The following is an 18,082-nucleotide window of genomic DNA, read 5'->3' on the forward strand; positions in this document are numbered from 1 at the left end:
CGAACCGCCCCGCCGGGTCACCTCCAGTGGGCGCCGAGGTGACCCGGCGGGAGCGATTACTTCCGCTGGGAACTCACTCCTCGACCCAGCCGAAGGTCTTGGTCACGGCTTTCTGCCACTCGCCGTACTGCTGTTCCCGGACCTGCTCGGACATCTTCGGGTCCCACTCCTTGTCCTTGGCCCAGTTCGCGCGGATGTCCTTCTCACCGGACCAGAATCCGACGGCCAGCCCGGCGGCGTAGGCCGCGCCGAGCGCGGTGGTCTCGTTGACCTTCGGACGGATGACGGGCACGTTGAGGATGTCGGCCTGGAACTGCATCAGCAGCTCGTTGTTGACCATCCCGCCGTCGACCTTGAGCGCCTTGAGCTCGACACCGGAGTCCGCGTTCATGGCCTCGGCGACCTCGCGGGTCTGGAAGGCGGTCGCCTCCAGCACCGCGCGCGCGATGTGGCCGCGGTTGACGAACCTGGTCAGCCCGGCGATCACGCCGCGAGCGTCCGAGCGCCAGTGCGGCGCGAACAGCCCGGAGAAGGCGGGCACGAAGTAAGCGCCGCCGTTGTCCTCCACCGAGGCCGCGATCGGTTCGATCTCGGGGGCGCTGCCGATCATGCCGAGGTTGTCGCGCATCCACTGCACCAGCGAGCCGGTGACGGCGATCGAGCCTTCCAGGCAGTAGACCGTGGGCTGGTCGTCGATCTTGTAGCCGACGGTGGTGATCAGACCGTTCTCGCTGAGCACGGGCTCGGTGCCGGTGTTGAGCAGCAGGAAGTTACCGGTGCCGTAGGTGTTCTTGGCCTCGCCGGGGGTCAGGCACGCCTGTCCGAAGGTCGCCGCCTGCTGGTCACCGAGGATTCCCGCGATCGGCAACCCGCCGAGCACGCCCCGCTCCCGGAAGTGACCGTAGATCTCGGAGGAGGAGCGGATCTCCGGGAGCATGGACATGGGGATGCCGAACTCCGCGCAGATGTCGGGGTCCCAGCTCAGCGTCCGCAGGTCCATCAGCATGGTGCGGGAGGCGTTGGTGGGATCGGTGATGTGCAGCCCGCCCTCGGTACCTCCGGTGGAGTTCCAGAGCACCCAGGTGTCCATGGTGCCGAACATCAGTTCGCCACGTTCGGCGCGCTCCCGCGCCCCCTCCACGTTGTCCAGGATCCAGCGGATCTTGGGACCGGCGAAGTAGGTGGCCAGCGGCAGTCCGGTCCGGGACTGGTACCTGTTCTGGCCGCCCTCCCCCTGTGCCAGCTCGTTGACGATGGTGTCGGTGCGGGTGTCCTGCCAGACGATGGCGTTGTAGACGGGTTCGCCGGTGTGGCGGTCCCAGACCACGGTGGTCTCGCGCTGGTTGGTGATGCCGACGGCGGCTATCTCGGACAGCACCAGGTCGGCTTTGGCCAGCGCACCGGCACACACCTGCCGCGTGTTGGTCCAGACTTCCATCGGGTCGTGCTCGACCCAGCCCGCCCTGGGCAGGATCTGCTGGTGCTCCACCTGGTCTACGGAGACCACCTGTCCGGCATGGTCGAAGACGATGCACCGGGTCGAGGTCGTCCCCTGGTCGATGGCTGCGATGTAGGAGGCCATGTCGCTACCTTCCGATCGACGCGTGTGGTTGGTGATGTGCGGGTGTCGGCTCCGAGAATGCCCGCTTTGACAGCGATGGGCAGGGCTCGGACCGGGTGCGGGTAGGGCTCGGATCGGATGCGGACAGCGCTCGGGCCGACCTGGTCGGACGACGGCCGTGCCCGGCCAGCCCGAGCACGGCCGGTCAGGGTCCGGCCGGACAAGCGCTCAGCCGCGCGGAACCCGATCACCCGAGGGGCATGGCGAGCGCGAGTGCTCCCGCGGCGGAACCGCCGATGATCGGGCCGAGGATCGGAACCCAGGAGTAGGCCCAGTCCGCGCCGCCCTTGCCCTTGATCGGCAGCAGTGCGTAGGCGATACGGGGACCGAGATCGCGGGCGGGGTTGATGGCGTACCCGGTCGGCCCGCCGAGCGAACTGCCGATGCCGATGACGATGAAGGCCACGGCCGCGTAACCGAGCGCGGCGTTGCCGAACTCCGGAATACCGTCGGGTCCCGAGCTGGCGCCGGGACTGAGCAGGATCCAGAACACCAGCACGAAGGTGCCGATGATCTCGGTGACCAGGTTCCACGGCGCGTTGCGCACCGTGGGGCCGGTCGCGAAGATGCCCAGGGTGTTGGCCGGGTCGTCGTGGCTGTCGAACTGCAGCTTGTACGCGGCCCAGCAGACCGCGGCACCCAGCGCGCCGCCGACGAGCTGTGCGGACAGGTAAACCGGAACCAGCGACCAGTCGAGTTGCCCGTTGACCGCCAGCCCGAAGGTCACGGCCGGGTTGATGTGCGCCCCGGCGGGGGCGGCGATGCTCGCACCGGCGAACACCGCGAAGCCCCAACCGAAGTTCACCAGCAGCCATCCACCGCTGTTCCCGAGCGTGTCGCGCAACGTCACGTTGGCGACCACACCGCAGCCGAGCAGGGTCAGCGTGGCCGTGCCCAGCAGTTCGAAGAGGAAGATCGCACCCGCGCTCATCTCGCCCCTCCCGTCGGCACATCGATCGGACGGGCCAGTGCGCTGCTCATCGGGGCGCTACTCGGTCGCGACCGAGGCTGTTCGTGTGTCGTGTACCACCGCATATCGGTTACCACCTCCGGCTGAATCCCGGGTTTCTCGGCATGGAAGATTGGGTCACACTAGACCTGTGAAAAGAAACATTGCAATAACCTCAGCTTGATGTTTTTATCGGTTCAGATGGTTTACTTGTGATGTCCGGGAGCACTCCCCGCTCATGCGAACCCGTCCGGATGACGGACAGGGATTCCGGCGGCGGTGGAGGATGGCACCTGTCCGTGAAACAGGAGTGGTGCGAGAGGAATGACGATGGCCACGCAGGGCAGGCGACCTTCCGGGCGACAACAGGACCGCAGGCGCAAGATCACCGATCTGGTCATGGCCGAGGGAACCCTGCGCATCGACGACCTGATCGCGACAGTGGAAGCCAGCGCGATGACCGTCTACCGGGATCTGGCCGAACTGGAGTCCCAGGGGCTGGTGCACCGCAACCGGGGATACGTCTCCGCCGCCTCCTCGCTGCTGTACGAGGCCGCGTCCGAGTACCGGATGCAGCAGAACGAGGCGGAGAAGACCGAGCTCGCCAGGGCGGCCGTCGAACTGGTCGAGCCCGGACAGGCGCTGGTGCTCGACGATTCGACGACCGGGGTCTACCTGGCACGGCTGCTGCCGGAACGGGCTCCGCTGACCGTGGTGACCAACCACCGGGGAGTGTTCGACGAACTCGCCGGACAGCAGGGAATCCATCTGATCTGCGTCGGAGGCGACTTTCTGCCCTGGGCGGACGCCTTCGTAGGGGGCATGGCGCTGGACGCGCTCCGCGGTATGCGAGTGGATCTCGCGATCATGTCCGTCTCGGCAGTCACCGACGGTGTCTGCTTTTATCCGCAACAGGAAATGGTGCAGCTCAAGAAGGCCATGCTCGCCTCGGCGAGTCGCCGCGTGCTCTACGTCGACCACACCAAGTTCAACAGGCGCGCACTGCACGCGGTCACACCCGCCGAGCACTTCGACACCGTGATCGTGGATTCGAGAACCCCGGAAGCCGAGGTCGAGGTGCTGCGAGAGCGGGGAGCGACGGTGCGGCGAGCCGGATGACCCCGGCCCGACCTCGCGACCCCGACACTGTCAGTAACGCACCACGCGCGGGGCGTGTCGATCCGGCATGATGAGCGCTGTCGGACGTACTGGCGATGAGGCGTTCCGCCCGGGGGCGGTGGGCTGCGAAACGAGCGAGGAGGACGCTGGTGGCCAGCGACAAACCGGAAGTCACCGGGCAGCCACAGGGCAAGCTCGGCCCCGAGGAGCACGAGGAGAACTGGCGGCGCCTCGGCAACGAGGAGTTCGACGTCGTCGTCATCGGTGGCGGTATCACCGGAGCCGGGGTCGCGCTCGACGCGGCCACGCGGGGACTGCGGGTGGCGCTGGTGGAGGCACGCGATCTGGCGGCAGGCACCTCCAGCCGCTCCAGCAAACTGTTCCACGGTGGGCTGCGGTACCTGGAGCAGCTCGAGTTCTCCCTGGTGCGGGAGGCGCTGCACGAGCGGGAGCTGATGCTCAACCGGCTCGCGCCGCACCTGGTGAAACCCGTCAGCTTCCTCTACCCGCTGACCCACCGGGTGTGGGAACGCCCCTACACGGCCGCCGGGCTGCTGCTCTACGACCGCATGGGCGGTGCACGGTCGGTTCCGGGGCAGAAGCACCTGACACGCGCCGGGGCGCGGCGAATGGTGCCCGCCCTCAAGCAGGACGCGATGATCGGCGGTATCCGCTACTACGACGCCCAGGCCGACGACGCCAGGCACACCATGACCGTGGCGCGCACCGCGGCCCGCTACGGCGCGGTGGTACGCACCTCCACGCAGGTGGTGGAGTTCCTGCACGAGGCGGACCGGATCGCGGGCGCGCGGCTGCGTGACGTCGAGGACGGCAGGGAGACCGAGGTCCGCGCCCAGGCGGTCATCAACGCGACAGGTGTGTGGACCGACGAGCTGCAGCGCCTGTCCGGGGGACGTGGGCACTTCCGGGTACGCGCGAGCAAGGGCGTGCACGTGGTGGTCCCGCGCGAGAAGATCGTCTCGGACAGCGGGCTGATCCTGCGGACCGAGAAGTCCGTGCTCTTCGTGATCCCGTGGGGCAACCACTGGATCATCGGGACCACGGACACGGACTGGAACCTGGACCTGGCGCACCCCGCGGCCACCAAGCGCGACATCGACTACATCCTGGACCACGTCAACAGCGTGCTCGCCACCCCGCTGACCCACTCGGACATCGAGGGGGTCTACGCGGGGCTGCGTCCGCTGCTGGCCGGCGAGAACGACGACACCTCGAAGCTCTCCCGGGAGCACGAGGTCTCCCGGGTGGCCCCGGGGATGGTGGCGATCGCGGGCGGCAAGTACACCACCTACCGGGTGATGGCCAAGGACGCGGTGGACGCCGTCGGCAACGACGTGTCCGGCCGCATGGCCTCCTCGATCACCGACAAGGTCCCGCTGCTGGGGGCCGACGGCTACCACGCGCTGGTGAACCAGGCCGACCAGCTCGCGGCGGCCCACGGGCTGCACCCCTACCGCGTGCGGCACCTGCTGGACCGATACGGCTCGATGATCCACGAGGTGCTCGCACTCGGCGACAGCGACCCGGAGCTGCTGAAACCGATCGACGAGGCCCCCAACTACCTGCGGGCCGAGGTCGCCTACGCGGTGCGCTACGAAGGGGCGCTGCACCTGGAGGACGTACTGACCAGGCGCACCCGCATCTCCTTCGAGTACCCGCATCGCGGGGTGGACTGCGCGGACCAGGTGGCCAGGCTGATCGGCGCCGAGCTCGGCTGGGACGAGCAGCGGATCACCAGTGAGGTCGAGCGCTACTCGGCGCGGGTGGCCGCCGAACGCGAGTCGCAGAGCCAGCCGGACGACCAGGCCGCCGACGCCACTCGGGTGGCGGCCCCCGAGGCCCGCGAGGGCATCGTGGAACCGGTGGGCTGAGCACCGGGAAGGCGGTCGCAGCCCGGCGGTTCGGGAGCCGGAACGGCTCCGGCTCCCGAACCGCCGGGCAACCACCGTCGGGGTGAGTGGTCGCTCAGGCCGGCAGTAGTTCCGTCGCGAGCTCCGCGACCCGGTGCACCAGACCGCGCCGGTCCACGGGCGCGACGGTGCTCCACGGCTCGCCGGAGGAGGTGTCGCGCCGCAACTGGACATGGCGACCGGCGCGGGAGTCGAAGAAACCGACCACGTGCTCGGCGCGGTGCCGCACCGCGGACCCCAGCCGGACCGCGGCGCCGAACTGGCCGCTGGCGTGCACTCCGTCCAGCATTCCCACCAGCACATCGGCCTCGTCGGCGCGCACCCCGCGCGCGGCCAGCGCGGCACGCAGCGCCGGGAGATCGTCACCCGCTTCGGAGGCCGCGGCTTCCAGATCCGCGCTCGGCAGACTGACCGAATGTCCACTTCCCGCGGCGACGTCGGGCAGCACGGACAGCGCCTCACGGGCCAGCCCGGTGATAGCGGCCGGACGCAGCAGAAGCCGCTGTTCGTCCTTGACGGCCAGTACCGCCTCGGCGGAGTCGCCCTCCCCGCGCGCCGCCGCCAGCACCCGGACACCGCGGCCCAACCAACAGCGACCGTCCACCTCGCGGGTGGGTGCTTCGAGCACCGACATCATCCGCCGCAGCGAGTCGACCGGGGCGTTTCCGGCGCACAACCCGCGCTCGCTCATCGAGCGCCAGGCCGCTTCACACAGCTCGCGGCGCCGCTCGTGGGTTCTGCCCGGTGAGGGCACCTTGAGCACCAGCGGCGGATCGGCGATGCCCAGGTGCTCCAGCAACACGTCGAACTCCAGGTCCGACAACGAGATCGGCTCGACGGGATCGTTCACGCCGAGAACTCCGGTCAGGAGGGGAACTCCGGTCACGAGGGCTCACCGCCGATGACCGGACGAGCGGAAATCCGGTGTTCGTCGAACGGGCCGGTTCCTCCCTCGGTCTCGGTGGCCTCGACCGAGATCTCGCTTTCCTCCTCCCGCTCGGGGCGGGAGGATCGCGGTGACGCCGCGCCGTGGGGACTCGCCGGGGATCCGCTGACGGAACCGGAGCGAGGGGAACCGCCCCTGGTGCTTCCACCGGTGGGACGAGCGGCGCTCGGAGTGGCGTTACCACCGCCCGCACCGCCCCTGCCGGTGACGGCGCCGTCCGAGTGCGATCGGGCCCAGGAGATCGTGATGTCACCCCGGCCTGTCCCGCTGCCCGAAGAGGTCCCGGAGGGAGCGTCGACCACCACCTGCGGCGGTGTCTCGAACGAGGCCAGCGAGGTGGTGTTCGCCTCGGAAGCCGCCTGGTAACGGCGCATGACGTCGAACGCGCGCTGCTCGGCGGCGTGCTGCTGCTGCTCGCGTAGCTCGTAGTCGGTCTGCCCGCCGAACAGGTGAACCAGGGTCGAGGTGAAGGCGTTCGGTTCCTCGGCCGTCACCCGGACCGGAGGCGGCATCTCGGCCCGCGCCCTGGCGACGAGTTCGGCCTGGTGCTCGGAGCACTGCCGCATCCGTGCCGCGGCCAGCGTGACCTCGTCGGCCCACTCGTGCAGCGGTAGCAGTCCACGACGGACGCTGTCGGAGGCCTCGCCCTCCCAATCCGCGGCCACCGCCTTCAACGCGGCGGCCATGCCGTCGTCGATCTCTCGGAAAGCGGTCTCCAACTCGCGCCACCGATGCGCGGAAGATCCCGAAGCCGAGGGACCTGGCCCCTGGTGCAGCAACTCGAAGAGCTCGGCATGGGTGTAGCCCTGCCAACGGTGGTCACTCATCGACGTCCTCCCACGGGAACTCGACCGGTCAGCAGCCCGTCCGCATCCGGGAAGTGTTGGCGTCCTCGGTCTCCGAGTAGCGGCGCTCCACCGCACGCAACGCGTCGGAAGCGGACTGCAATCGGTCGCGGTACCCGTACAGCGCGGTCAGTGCGGCCCGGTCACCACCGACCGAGTGCTCGTTGAACTTCGCGGCGACTCCGGTACTGACCGGGTCCCCGGCCCAGGGATGAATCCGGAGTTCGGTGATGGCGTGCTCGATCTGCACACCGACGGCGTCCAACGAGGACTGCAACGAGCTGATCAGGTTCGGGATGGCTGACGGCTCGACGCGCACGGATCCGGCTCCTACCGCCTCGGCGGCGGAGGGCGAATCGGTCACACCGTCCAGTTCGGAACCATTCGGCACGATCGCCTCCACTCTCGGAAATCCGCCAGCACACTCTAATGGCTCATGCGGGAGATAGGCAGTAGTCCGATAGCGGCAAGATTTAGACACGCAACGTTACTCGGAAGCTGTCACCTCGGGGCGCTCGGCGGTGCGGGGGCGGCGATTTCGCGAGAAATCGACGCCACCCGGGGCCACGCACCGCACGAAGTCAGCCGCCGGGCGCTGCGGACTCGGTGCTGACCGGGCCCCGCAGCGTTCGCACCGCCGCCGTGGCCACCCGACGCGCGCCCGCGCACAGCTGGTCCAATGTGGCTGGACGATCGGCACCGTCGTCGCGGTACAGCACGTCCAGATGCTGCCCATCCGCCACGTCCACGGCCACGTTGCAGGCCAGCCGCAGACCGGGGGTGCGAATCACCAGTGCCGGGAAATCGTCGAGCACCACCGGGGTCGCCCTGACCTGTGCGGTGTCGCTGGTCCAGACGTTCATGTCCTCACCGGTGACCAGTGCGAACCGGGCTCCCACCTTGGCCCGGCTGTTCCGGTAGCTGCAGGTGGAAGCGTTGTCGAACCCCTCCTCGACTCCTGGCAACGGGTCGCGGTCGAAGCCGAGCGCGGTACGCTGCCGCGCTGTCAGCAGCCCACAGGGGTTCAGCCCCCGCAGCGAGAGCTCGGTGGGCCGAGGCGGCAACGAACCGCTCTCGCGTTCGGGTAACGGGATCGGCTCGGGCGGAATCGGCGCGCTGTCGGCGGCCTCACGGGTCGGCAGCACCGCACATCCACCGAGCAGGAACAGCACACCGCCCAATCCGGCAAGCAGAAACCGTGCAGCGGTCATCCGGCTGCGCATGCCGCCAGCGTAACCCACCGGACACCGCTGGTGTTCGTCACGCACTCCACGCGGATCTCCGATCCGGTGGGCGGGTCACCGAAACACCCATCGGCGAATCCGCTCCCGAGCTCCGCCCCGCCGGGACCGACAGGTCACTTGCGCGTGCCGAACCAGACGAAAACGAAACCGACCATCGGCAGCAGCGCCCAGAACTGTCTGGTGACCACCAGCAGACCGAGCAGCGCGACCGCGACGGAGATCCCGAGCAACGCGCCGCGCCGAGCACGCGGCGCGCGCGACGCGCCTTCCCGCTCCGGTTCGACCGCCGGACCGGAGTCGCGAGGAACCAACACCTCCGGATAAGGAGCGGGCAGATCGGCGAACAACACCGCCACGTCCGCGCGGAACCGCGCCCGGGCCGCCCGCGTGCACCGCTCGTCGAACTCGTCGATCTCCAGCCTTCCGGCTGAAAAGTGCTCGCCGAGCAGGGCGATCACCCGATCGCGGTCCTGATCACCGATACGAACCCCATCGCCCCGCTCGGCCAACGGTGCTCACCCAGCTTTTCCGCTCGTGTTGTCGCCCGGAGGTAGTTCGGTCAGTCCTTGATCTCGCAGAGCGTCGTCTCCTGGCTGATGGAGTCACCGGGCTGCGCCTTGAGGCCGGTGACCGTTCCGCTCTTGTGCGCTGTCACCGGATTCTCCATCTTCATGGCCTCCAGCACCACCAGCTTATCGCCCGCTTCGACGTGCTGTCCGTCCTCGACGGCGACGGTGACCACCGTGCCCTGCATCGGGGCGGTCACCGCGTCACCGGACGGGGCCGCCCCCGAGGTGGCGGAACGCCGTTTACGGGGCTTGGCGGCCGGCGCGGGGTCCGCTCCCCCCACGTTCGCCCCCAGACCGGCGGGCAGTGAGACCTCCAGCCGCCTGCCACCGACCTCGACGGTGATGCGCTGGCGCTGCTCGCTCTCCCCCGCGTCGGTGCCGCCCGTGTGGGGTTCGATGGTGTTGTCGAACTCGGTCTCGATCCAGCGGGTGTGCACGGTGAAACCGTCGGCGCCGGTGAAGGCGGGATCGCGCAGCACCACCCGGTGGAACGGCAGCACCGTGGCGATGCCCTCCACGACCATCTCGTCCAACGCACGGCGGGAACGCTGCAACGCCTCGGTGCGGTCGGCACCGGTGACGATCACCTTCGCCAGCAACGAGTCGAACTGGCCGCCGATGACGCTGTCGGTCTCCACACCCGCGTCCACCCGGACACCCGGTCCTGCCGGCGGCACGAACCCGGTGACCGTGCCCGGGGTGGGCAGGAAGTTCCTGCCCGCGTCCTCACCGTTGATGCGGAACTCGATGGAGTGTCCCCGCGCGGGTGGGTCCGCGGTGAACTCCAGCCGCTCGCCCTCGGCGATCAGGAACTGCTGCCGCACCAGGTCGATGCCGGTGGTCTCCTCGGAGACGGGGTGCTCGACCTGCAGCCTGGTGTTGACCTCCAGGAACGAGATCGTGCCGTCCTCGCCGACCAGGAACTCCACGGTGCCCGCACCGTGGTATCCCGCCTCGGAGCAGATCGCCTTGGCGGCGGAGTGGATGCGTTCCCGCTGGTCGTCGGTCAGGAACGGGGCGGGAGCCTCCTCCACCAGCTTCTGGTGCCTGCGCTGCAACGAGCAGTCCCTGGTGCCCACCACGATCACGTTGCCGTGCTGGTCGGCCACCACCTGCGCCTCCACGTGGCGCGGCCGGTCGAGGTAGCGCTCCACGAAGCACTCCCCACGGCCGAAGGCCCCTTCGGCCTCCCGAACCGCCGAGTCGTACAGCTCGGGAATCTCCTCGATGGTGCGGGCCACCTTGAGGCCGCGCCCACCGCCGCCGAACGCGGCCTTGACCGCCACCGGCAGACCGTTCTCCTTGGCGAACTCGACGACCTCGTCGGAGCCGGAGACCGGATCCTGCGTTCCCGGAACGAGCGGCGCGCCCGCCTTGGTGGCGATGTGCCGAGCGGTGACCTTGTCCCCCAGATCCCGAATCGCGCGCGGCGACGGGCCGATCCAGGTCAGGCCCGCGTCCAGCACCGCCTGGGCGAAGTCGGCGTTCTCCGACAGGAAACCGTAGCCGGGATGCACCGCGTCGGCGCCGCTGCGCCGGGCGGCCTCGACGACCTTGGCGATGTCGAGATAGCTCTCGGCCGCGGTGGTTCCCCCGAGTGCGAACGCCTCGTCCGCGAGCCGGACGAACGGTGCCTCCGAATCGGGCTCCGCGTAGACCGCCACGCTACCGATGCCCGCATCCGCACACGCCCGCACCACGCGGACCGCGATCTCACCCCGATTCGCGACCAGCACCTTGCGTATCCGATTACGCGTGGTCGAGTCCTGCTCGGGCACCTCGTACCTCCTGTCACGACAGCGTGGGCCGCTCAAGAGTCTAAGAGCTCGACACCTCACCTGGGTAGGTGCCCGTCGAAGCACGAACGGACACAGCCGTCGGCGAGCCGGACCGGACGTCCCGCCACCCACTCCCCGTCCGGGGCGGCTGACCTCCGAAACGGCCCGCCCCGGCCACACGGCACCGGTCGTCGCGACGTTCCCGGTCGAGTGGGCTCTCAGAAAGTTGCGCTACCCAACCGGCCGGGAACAGGAACACGACGGATCCAGCTACCTACTCGATGTCGGGCCTTCCGGAGCGAGAGCCGGCCGGAGGTTCACCGAGCGAGTAGCTCGACAGAGCGACCGGAAAACTTCGATCAGGCCCTCGCCGGAACGGGCTCACCCGTGCCGGGGCCCCGCGAGTCGGCGGGAGTCGCCTCCTCCGGGTCGTTGAACAGCGGTGGGGTGCTGGGTGCGCGCAGCACCTCGTCGTCCAGGAGCCCCTCGGTACGCGCGACCACCGTGGGCACGGTGATCTGACCGGCCACATTGGTCATCGTGCGCATCATGTCCATGATCGGGTCCACCGCGTAGGCGATGGCGATTCCGGTGGCGATCATGGCGGGCGGGAAGTCCAGCGCCCCCACGGTCAACGTCAGCATGGTGAACCAGCCGGTCACCCCGGCGGTCGCGATCGCGCCGAACACGGCGACGGCCACGATGGTCAGGTACTGCACCGGCCCCATCTGGAAGCCGAACAGGTTCGCGATGAAGATGGAGCCCACCGCCGGGTACACCGCGGCGCAGCCGTCCATCTTCGTGGTGGTCGCCAGTGGCACCGCGAAACTCGCGTAGGAGCGTTCCACCCCGAGGTTGACCACGGTCTGGCGGCTCAGCGGCAGGCTCGCACCGGAGGAGCGGGAGACGAAGGCGAACTGGAGCACCGTCCACGCCTTGCCGAAGAACTTCGCGGGGCTGACCCTGGCCACGAACCACAGCAACAGCGGGTAGACGGCGAACAGCACCAACGCGCACCCCAGGTAGGTGGCTCCCGTGAGCTTGAGCAGCGGGACGAAGAACTCGTTGCCGTAGCTGGCCACCGCGTTGCCGATCAGTCCGAGGGTTCCGAGCGGTGCGAGCCGGATGATCCATCCCAGCACACGCTGGATGATCTCGAACACGGCCCGGTTGAACTCCACGAACGGGCCGGCCTTGTCCCCCAGGCTGTAGGCCGCCGCCCCGACGAGCAGCGAGACGAAAACGACCTGCAGCGTCTCACCGTTGGCGAAGGCACCGACCAGGTGCTCGGGGACGAGTCCCGTGACGAGATCCAGCCACGAGCCGCCGGTCATCTCGTTGACCTCGTCGACGCGCTGCTGGTCCGGCGAGATGTCGAGCCCCTGGCCGGGACGCAGCAGATTGGCCACCCCGATACCGATCAGCACCGCGATCAACGAAGTGGCGGCGAACCACACGGCGGTCTTACCGCCGAGGCGGGCAGCGGTCCGGCCGCCGCCCACAGAACGAAGACTGGTGATGCCGAGCACGATCGCGGTGAAGATCAGCGGCAGCACCGTGAAGGTCAGCAGCTTGGTGAAAGTGGACCCGATGGTGTCCAGCGTGGTGACGAGCCAGCCCGCCCCGGTCGAGTCGGCGACCCAACCGAGCAGGGCGCCGAGCACCAGCGAGGCGAGCACCGCCAGCCCGAACACCTTGGGATTGAAACGTAACCGGAAACGAGCTGGTCGCGGGGATTCGACATCGGACACGGTTGTCTCCCGGAGATTCACGGATTCGACCGCCGTGATCGGGGCGGTCGAGGAACGGACACGAGAACGGCATCGGCTCGGGAGAAGTCGAACGGGATCGCGCGTTCGGAGGCAGCGATCACCGCCGTTGGTGGGAGAGGACTCCGCCCGGAGGAATCACGGGCGACAAACACAACTGGCCTGCCGTCGCAGATCGACGTGCAGGCGTTGCGTCAGGTACAGCGCCGGGGCCCGGCGGGGTGAAGGTGCCATCGCGATCGTGGTCAACGGTGCCGCGATTTCGTTTTGTTCCGCGAAAGCACCGGATGTAACCGTGCTCACTCCGGTACGGCGGCCTCGTCACGCTCGGCGCTCGGCGCGTTCCACAGTGAGACCACGCTGACCCCGACCTCGGCCAGCAACGACCTGGTCAGCGAGAGGCTGATGCCCAGCACGCTGGCGGGATCGCCGTCCACTCCACTGATGAACCAGCCGCCGAATCCGTCCAGGGTGAACCCGCCCGCCACCTTCATGGGCTCACCGGTGGCGATGTAGCTGTCCAGTTCCGCGCGGGAAGGTCGACCGAATCGGACGGTCGTGGCGAGGTGATCGCTGTGTTCGGCCACCGTAGTGCCGTCCCGCAGCCGCAGCACCGCGTGGCCGGTCAGCAGACTGCCGGTGCCGCCGGCCATCCGTCCCCAGCGCTCGGCGACCAGCTCCGGGGTCTCGGGCTTGCCCACAAGTTCGTCCGCGTGCTCGCCGGGGGTCCACAGCATCGAGTCGCAGCCCACGATCACCGCGTCCGGGAACTCGGCTGCCACTCGATCCACCACGGCCGAAGCCTTCGCACGGGCGAGGGCGGTGACGACCTCGGCGGGCGAGGGATCGGGCAGCGAGGCGGTAACCGCGTGCTCGTCGACCCCGGAGACCCGCACCACCGGCTCCACCCCCGCGGCGCGGAGCACGGACAGGCGGGCGGGCGACGCGGAAGCCAGTACCAAACGCACACCGAGGACTGTAGTCGTGAACCGCGACCGGTTCGCCGCGGTGGTCCCGTCAAGCTGGTGGCCCGCTACGGAGACGCGCGCCCCGCCGACAGCGGTGACCGAAATTACCCGATTCGGGTGAGCCCGGGACGACTGTTCGGCACGGTTGCATACTGGCGGTGTGCGATTAGTCGTCCGGCCCCTCGAGAGCGCCGCGGCAGCCACCGACGTGCTGCGTGCTCTCGAACAACGTGCCAGTGATCGCGGGTTGCCACCCCCCGCGGCGCTGACGGGCAACTGGTTCGGCGGGAGCACCGTCCTGGTTCCCTCGGTCCGGGTGCTTCCGGTCGAGCCGGACACCGCGTTCGACGTGATCGAGCGGCAGCCGGAGGTCACCCGCGAACCCGGGGCCCCGGAGGACGCCGTCGGCGGGGGCTGGATCGGGTATCTGGGCTACGAACTGACCGATCCCTCCGGAGCACGCCCCGACAGGCCCGGAGCACGCCCCGACAGGCGACGTCTCCCGGTGACGGCGTGGGGCTGGACGGATCACGTGTTGCGGCGCGACCGGCGGGGGCAGTGGTGGTTCGAGACGATCACCGAGGGGGACTCGCACGCGCGGGCCGAGGAACTCGGTGCGCTCGTCGCGGAAGCGGCGGGCCGGAAGGCCGGGAACACCGCTGGCGCGGGCACGGTCGTCGTGCCCGACGCCGACCGACATCGCAAGTCCGTGCGGCGCTGTGTGGAGGAGATCGCGGACGGCGAGATCTTCCAGGCGAACATCTGCAGCCGGTTCGCGGTCCCGTTCACCGGCAGCCCGTTGGAGCTGTTCGCCACCGGCAGCGCGCGGTTCGATCCCGCCCGAGCCGCCTATGTGGCCGGGGACTGGGGCGCGGTGGCCTCGCTGTCGCCGGAGTTGTTCCTGGCCCGGCACGGCAGGGTGGTGCGGAGCAGCCCGATCAAGGGGACCACGCCGCGACGCGGCCCCGAGGACGATCACAACGCCGATGTGCTGCGCGGTTCGCGCAAGGACATCGCAGAGAACGTGATGATCGTGGACATGTCCCGCAACGATCTGGGGCGGGTCGCCCGAACCGGCACCGTGACAACACCGAAACTGCTGCGTGTCGAGGCACATCCCGGGGTGTGGCACCTGGTTTCCGAGGTGCGGGCGGAGTTGCCCCCGGATACCGGTGACGCCGAGCTGCTGCGAGCCACCTTCCCGCCCGCCTCGGTCACCGGCGCTCCGAAGGTGCGCGCGCTCGAGATCATCTCCGAGCTGGAGTCCGACCCCCGGGAGGTCTACTGCGGTGCCGTGGGCATGTCCTCGCCCGTGGGTGGCACCGAGCTCAACGTGGCCATCCGGACGCTGGAGTACTCGGCCGGTGAGGTCGCCTTCGGGGTGGGCGGTGGGATCACCGCCGACTCGGACGCGACCGCGGAGTGGCAGGAGTGCCTGACCAAGGCGGCGCCGCTGCTCTCGCTGCTGGAACGGCCGGGCGAGTAGGTTCCCCGGCCGGGGTGGTCACTCGGGAACGCGGCCCACCTCGGGTTTCGCCCGCTCCGTCAGCACTTGACCGACGAACAGGTCGTAGACCACCGCACCGATCACACCACCGACGAGTGGCCCCACTATCGGTATCCAGAAGTACCACGAGAACCACTCGTAGCTGCCTGGGAAGGCGATCTCGTCCCAGCCCGCCACGAAGGTCCACAACCGCGGGCCGAAGTCACGCGCCGGGTTGATGGCGTAGCCCGCGTTCGGCCCGAAGGTCAGGCCGATCACGGTGACTACCATCCCGATCAGGAACGGGCCCATGTTGGAGGAGGGCGCCATGTTGCGCGTGTCGATCAACGCGAAGATCAGGCACACCAGAATCCCGGTGCCGACCACTTGGTCCAAGAATGGCCCCCACCAGCCGCCGCCGAAGTACTCGGCGGGGAAGGTGGCGAAGATGGAGAAGGTGTCCAGCGACTCGGAGCGAGCCAGCCCCTCGGAGGTGTTGAGGGAATTGATGGCGGGCGCGTAGACCGCGTAGACCAGCGCCGCCGCCAGAAACGCCCCCACGACCTGGGCGAACCAGTAGGGCACCACCTTGTACCAGGGAAAGGCCCTGCGAACGGCGAACGCGAGGGTCACGGCGGGATTGATGTGCGCCCCGCTGACACCACCCGCCGCGTAGACCCCGAAGACCACGCCGAAGCCCCAGCCCCAGATGATGATCAGCCAGTTGGCCGGGCCGAAGTCGGTCACCTGTCGGCCCGATTCGGGCAGCGCGGCCACGGCCACCGCGACGGCGCCACAACCGAGCAGCAACAGGATGAAGGTCCCCAGCACCTCGGCGAGCATCTCGCCGCCGAGTCCCCGTCGGTAACGCCAGTGTGTTCGTGCGTGCGCGGCGTTTTCGGACATCGATCCTCCTCGCCCGGAGGGCCGTGTGGTGTCTGCCCGGAATCCCCTGTCCTGAGTCCCCCAGTCCGGAGTCCCCGGCCGGAAATCCCCGGTTCCGTCCCTGCCGGAGCGGTGATCACACGCTCCGCGCGAACGGACGGACAAAGCGTAACCGAACACCGGGGCGAACGCCGGACAGCCGAGACCGGCGGGAACGGATGGCGGAGTCAGCGCACCCGCTCGGCGGAGACGTTCCACGTGTCGCAGGCGGCGGTGGTGCGTTCCCGAAAGCCCGTCAGCTTCCAGTCCCGCTGGTTGCCCGGTGAACCGTGGGTGTCGCCGAGCTCGGTGCTCCCCGCCGCCGAGACGAACCGCTCCGCGACGCGGTCCCGCAGCATCCCGCCCTCGGAGGCGGCGGCCATGAACATTCCGGAATAGCAGTCGGCCTGCAGTTCGAGACGGCGCGAGATCCGGAGCCACTCCGGGCTTCGCACCTCGACCCCCTCCTGACGGACGGTGGAAGCGCGCAGGATCCCGGCGCGCTGCTGCACGTGGTGGCCGTACTCGTGCGCCAGCAGCATCAGGTGGGCGGGCTCCCGGGTACCGATGTCGGAGAGCACCCACTGGCGTGGCATGTGGATGGTGCCGTCGCAGTAGAAGGCGGTGGGGCGGCTCGTGCCCTCTGTCTCACTGCAGTCGCTCGTTCGGGACCGCAGGCTCACCTCGGGTGGTGCCCAGCTCAGATCCGCCCGGACGACAACGGGACGCCAGAGAGTGTTCAGGCAGCGCACGGCAGCATCGTAATAGGACCGCATCCTGGTCTCGGACTCGACGAGCTCCGGCATGCGGCAGTCGGCGGGCTCCAGCGAGGCGTTGTCCGAATTGAGCGGGTTGTGCTCCAACAGGGCGACGGGCTCGAATCCGGGTTGCGGGACGCCGTCGCGCATCTCGGGAACCTCGGTGGTCTCCGAGTCGTCACCCCCACCGGCCAACAGCTTGCCCGGCTCGGCCACCACGGCCAGCAGCACGATCAGGAACACGACGCCGAGTACACCGAAGATCGCCAACGGCGAGTTGCCCGGCTGCGGATCGTCCTCCCACGGGTCGGGGACCGCGCCGCCACGTCTTCTCCGAAACACCTTCACTCTCTCCTACCCGCCTGCCCGCGGGAAACTCGGCAGCGACAATCCCGAATGATTATCCACGAAAGGGTGACACCGGACTCATGGTTTTCGGTGGTCGCGGCCGGGGATCTTCGGAGTCGGAATCGGTACTGACCAGGTACGGAACCTTTCGGGACTCCGCGAGGAGATCCGGAGTGGATGTCGAACCGTTACACGGTAAGTCCCAATCGACCGGTTGTCGCCACCCGATGTCGGACCTCCCGGAGCGAGAACCGACGTGAGGTTCCGCCCAAGCGAGCGACCCGACAACCCGACCGGAAAACTCCGATCAGCGGCCGGAATCTCGATCGGGCTTGCCGGGGCGGCGCTCGGGTGGCAGCTGACAGGCGGGAGTCTCACCCGGTAGTCGGTGCCGGTTGTTCGCCACGAGGCGGTAAACCGCCTCCGCCACCGAGCGGATCACCGGCGCGGCGAGCACGGATCCGGCCAGCCGCCACGGGCCCCGGCAGTGCCGCAACAACGTCGCCACCGCGGCGGCCCCACCGTGGAGTCGGTGGTACTCGTCGACGAACACGACCTCGTTCCGCGCCCGCTGTTCGGGCACTCCCAGCCACTCCAGGTTCGCCTCCTGCCAGGGCACGGAACTGACCCGGACCGGAAGCCGGTCGGCCAGGCGCACGCTGCGGGTGCAGAACCCGCAGTCACCGTCGTAGATCAGCGCGGGAAGCTCAGTCACGACACCAATGTCCCGCGAACCGCCCCCGCACCGCACACCGAGGCACGGAAGCCTCGATGACCGGAAACCGACATCGGCGCTCCTGGCCCGAATCCGGTGCCACGACGGCACC

General features: G+C 69.0%; 17 protein-coding genes. 3 read left to right on the forward strand and 14 right to left on the reverse strand.

The genetic code is table 11. The features are described from left to right. Positions 1-73: 73 nt before the first annotated feature. On the reverse strand, positions 74-1,582 hold the full coding sequence (gene glpK / locus BM150_RS16345; RefSeq protein ID WP_092928151.1) for a glycerol kinase GlpK: 1,509 nt from the start codon (positions 1,580-1,582) through the stop codon (positions 74-76). 226 nt (positions 1,583-1,808) lie between these two features. Then, positions 1,809-2,552, reverse strand: coding sequence for an MIP/aquaporin family protein (locus tag BM150_RS16350; protein ID WP_092928152.1), 744 nt, complete (start codon positions 2,550-2,552; stop codon positions 1,809-1,811). Between the two features lie 342 nt (positions 2,553-2,894). Between BM150_RS16350 and BM150_RS16355 the strand changes: the two genes are divergently transcribed. Next, positions 2,895-3,689, forward strand: a complete 795-nt coding sequence (locus tag BM150_RS16355; RefSeq protein ID WP_092928153.1) for a DeoR/GlpR family DNA-binding transcription regulator — start codon at positions 2,895-2,897, stop codon at positions 3,687-3,689. A 149-nt stretch (positions 3,690-3,838) separates the two neighbouring features. Beyond that, positions 3,839-5,581, forward strand: coding sequence for a glycerol-3-phosphate dehydrogenase (glpD, locus tag BM150_RS16360; protein ID WP_092928154.1), 1,743 nt, complete (start codon positions 3,839-3,841; stop codon positions 5,579-5,581). Between the two features lie 94 nt (positions 5,582-5,675). On the opposite strand, the gene BM150_RS16365 is transcribed toward glpD, so the two are convergent. The 9 genes from BM150_RS16365 to BM150_RS16400 all read right to left on the reverse strand — a co-directional run bounded on the left by BM150_RS16365 (position 5,676) and on the right by BM150_RS16400 (position 13,739). Then, positions 5,676-6,470: an ESX secretion-associated protein EspG gene (locus tag BM150_RS16365; protein WP_092928250.1), complete on the reverse strand. Its 795-nt coding sequence runs from the start codon at positions 6,468-6,470 to the stop codon at positions 5,676-5,678. A 32-nt stretch (positions 6,471-6,502) separates the two neighbouring features. Continuing rightward, positions 6,503-7,393, reverse strand: coding sequence for a PPE domain-containing protein (locus BM150_RS16370; RefSeq protein WP_092928155.1), 891 nt, complete (start codon positions 7,391-7,393; stop codon positions 6,503-6,505). 28 nt (positions 7,394-7,421) lie between these two features. Then, entirely contained in the window at positions 7,422-7,802 is a 381-nt protein-coding gene (locus tag BM150_RS16375; protein ID WP_217641689.1) for a PE domain-containing protein, read from the reverse strand. Positions 7,803-7,992: 190 nt separating this feature from the next. Continuing rightward, a complete protein-coding gene (locus BM150_RS16380; RefSeq protein WP_245755539.1) occupies positions 7,993-8,634 on the reverse strand; it encodes a DUF3558 domain-containing protein in 642 nt (213 codons plus the stop codon). A gap of 134 nt (positions 8,635-8,768) precedes the next feature. Continuing rightward, entirely contained in the window at positions 8,769-9,164 is a 396-nt protein-coding gene (locus BM150_RS16385; RefSeq protein WP_092928156.1) for a DUF1707 SHOCT-like domain-containing protein, read from the reverse strand. Positions 9,165-9,214: 50 nt separating this feature from the next. Further along, complete coding sequence (locus BM150_RS16390) at positions 9,215-11,002, reverse strand: acetyl/propionyl/methylcrotonyl-CoA carboxylase subunit alpha (protein ID WP_092928157.1); 1,788 nt, start codon at positions 11,000-11,002, stop codon at positions 9,215-9,217. 359 nt (positions 11,003-11,361) lie between these two features. Beyond that, positions 11,362-12,753, reverse strand: coding sequence for a dicarboxylate/amino acid:cation symporter (locus tag BM150_RS16395; protein ID WP_245755540.1), 1,392 nt, complete (start codon positions 12,751-12,753; stop codon positions 11,362-11,364). 156 nt (positions 12,754-12,909) lie between these two features. Next, positions 12,910-13,005: a putative leader peptide gene (locus tag BM150_RS25285; RefSeq protein ID WP_425427425.1), complete on the reverse strand. Its 96-nt coding sequence runs from the start codon at positions 13,003-13,005 to the stop codon at positions 12,910-12,912. Between the two features lie 65 nt (positions 13,006-13,070). Further along, the gene (locus BM150_RS16400) at positions 13,071-13,739 is read right to left on the reverse strand and encodes a Maf family protein (RefSeq protein ID WP_092928158.1); all 669 of its coding nucleotides are present in this window, start codon (positions 13,737-13,739) and stop codon (positions 13,071-13,073) included. A 160-nt stretch (positions 13,740-13,899) separates the two neighbouring features. Here BM150_RS16400 and BM150_RS16405 point away from each other — a divergent pair, with 160 nt between their 5' ends. Further along, positions 13,900-15,225 carry an aminodeoxychorismate synthase component I gene (locus tag BM150_RS16405; protein WP_092928159.1) on the forward strand — a complete coding sequence of 442 codons (1,326 nt, stop codon included), beginning with the start codon at positions 13,900-13,902 and terminating at the stop codon, positions 15,223-15,225. An 18-nt stretch (positions 15,226-15,243) separates the two neighbouring features. Here the strand turns inward: BM150_RS16405 and BM150_RS16410 are convergent, their stop codons facing one another. From BM150_RS16410 to BM150_RS16420, 3 genes are all read right to left on the reverse strand, one after another. Beyond that, positions 15,244-16,131 carry an MIP/aquaporin family protein gene (locus tag BM150_RS16410; RefSeq protein ID WP_092928160.1) on the reverse strand — a complete coding sequence of 296 codons (888 nt, stop codon included), beginning with the start codon at positions 16,129-16,131 and terminating at the stop codon, positions 15,244-15,246. A 206-nt stretch (positions 16,132-16,337) separates the two neighbouring features. Then, entirely contained in the window at positions 16,338-17,249 is a 912-nt protein-coding gene (locus tag BM150_RS16415) for a neutral zinc metallopeptidase (RefSeq protein WP_092928254.1), read from the reverse strand. 313 nt (positions 17,250-17,562) lie between these two features. Continuing rightward, positions 17,563-17,970 (reverse strand): thiol-disulfide oxidoreductase DCC family protein, encoded by a 408-nt coding sequence (locus tag BM150_RS16420; protein WP_092928161.1) that lies wholly within the window; start codon positions 17,968-17,970, stop codon positions 17,563-17,565. Positions 17,971-18,082 lie beyond the last annotated feature (112 nt).

The sequence above is a fragment of the Actinopolyspora alba genome, from assembly GCF_900112765.1.
Classification (GTDB): Bacteria; Actinomycetota; Actinomycetes; order Mycobacteriales; family Pseudonocardiaceae; genus Actinopolyspora; species Actinopolyspora alba.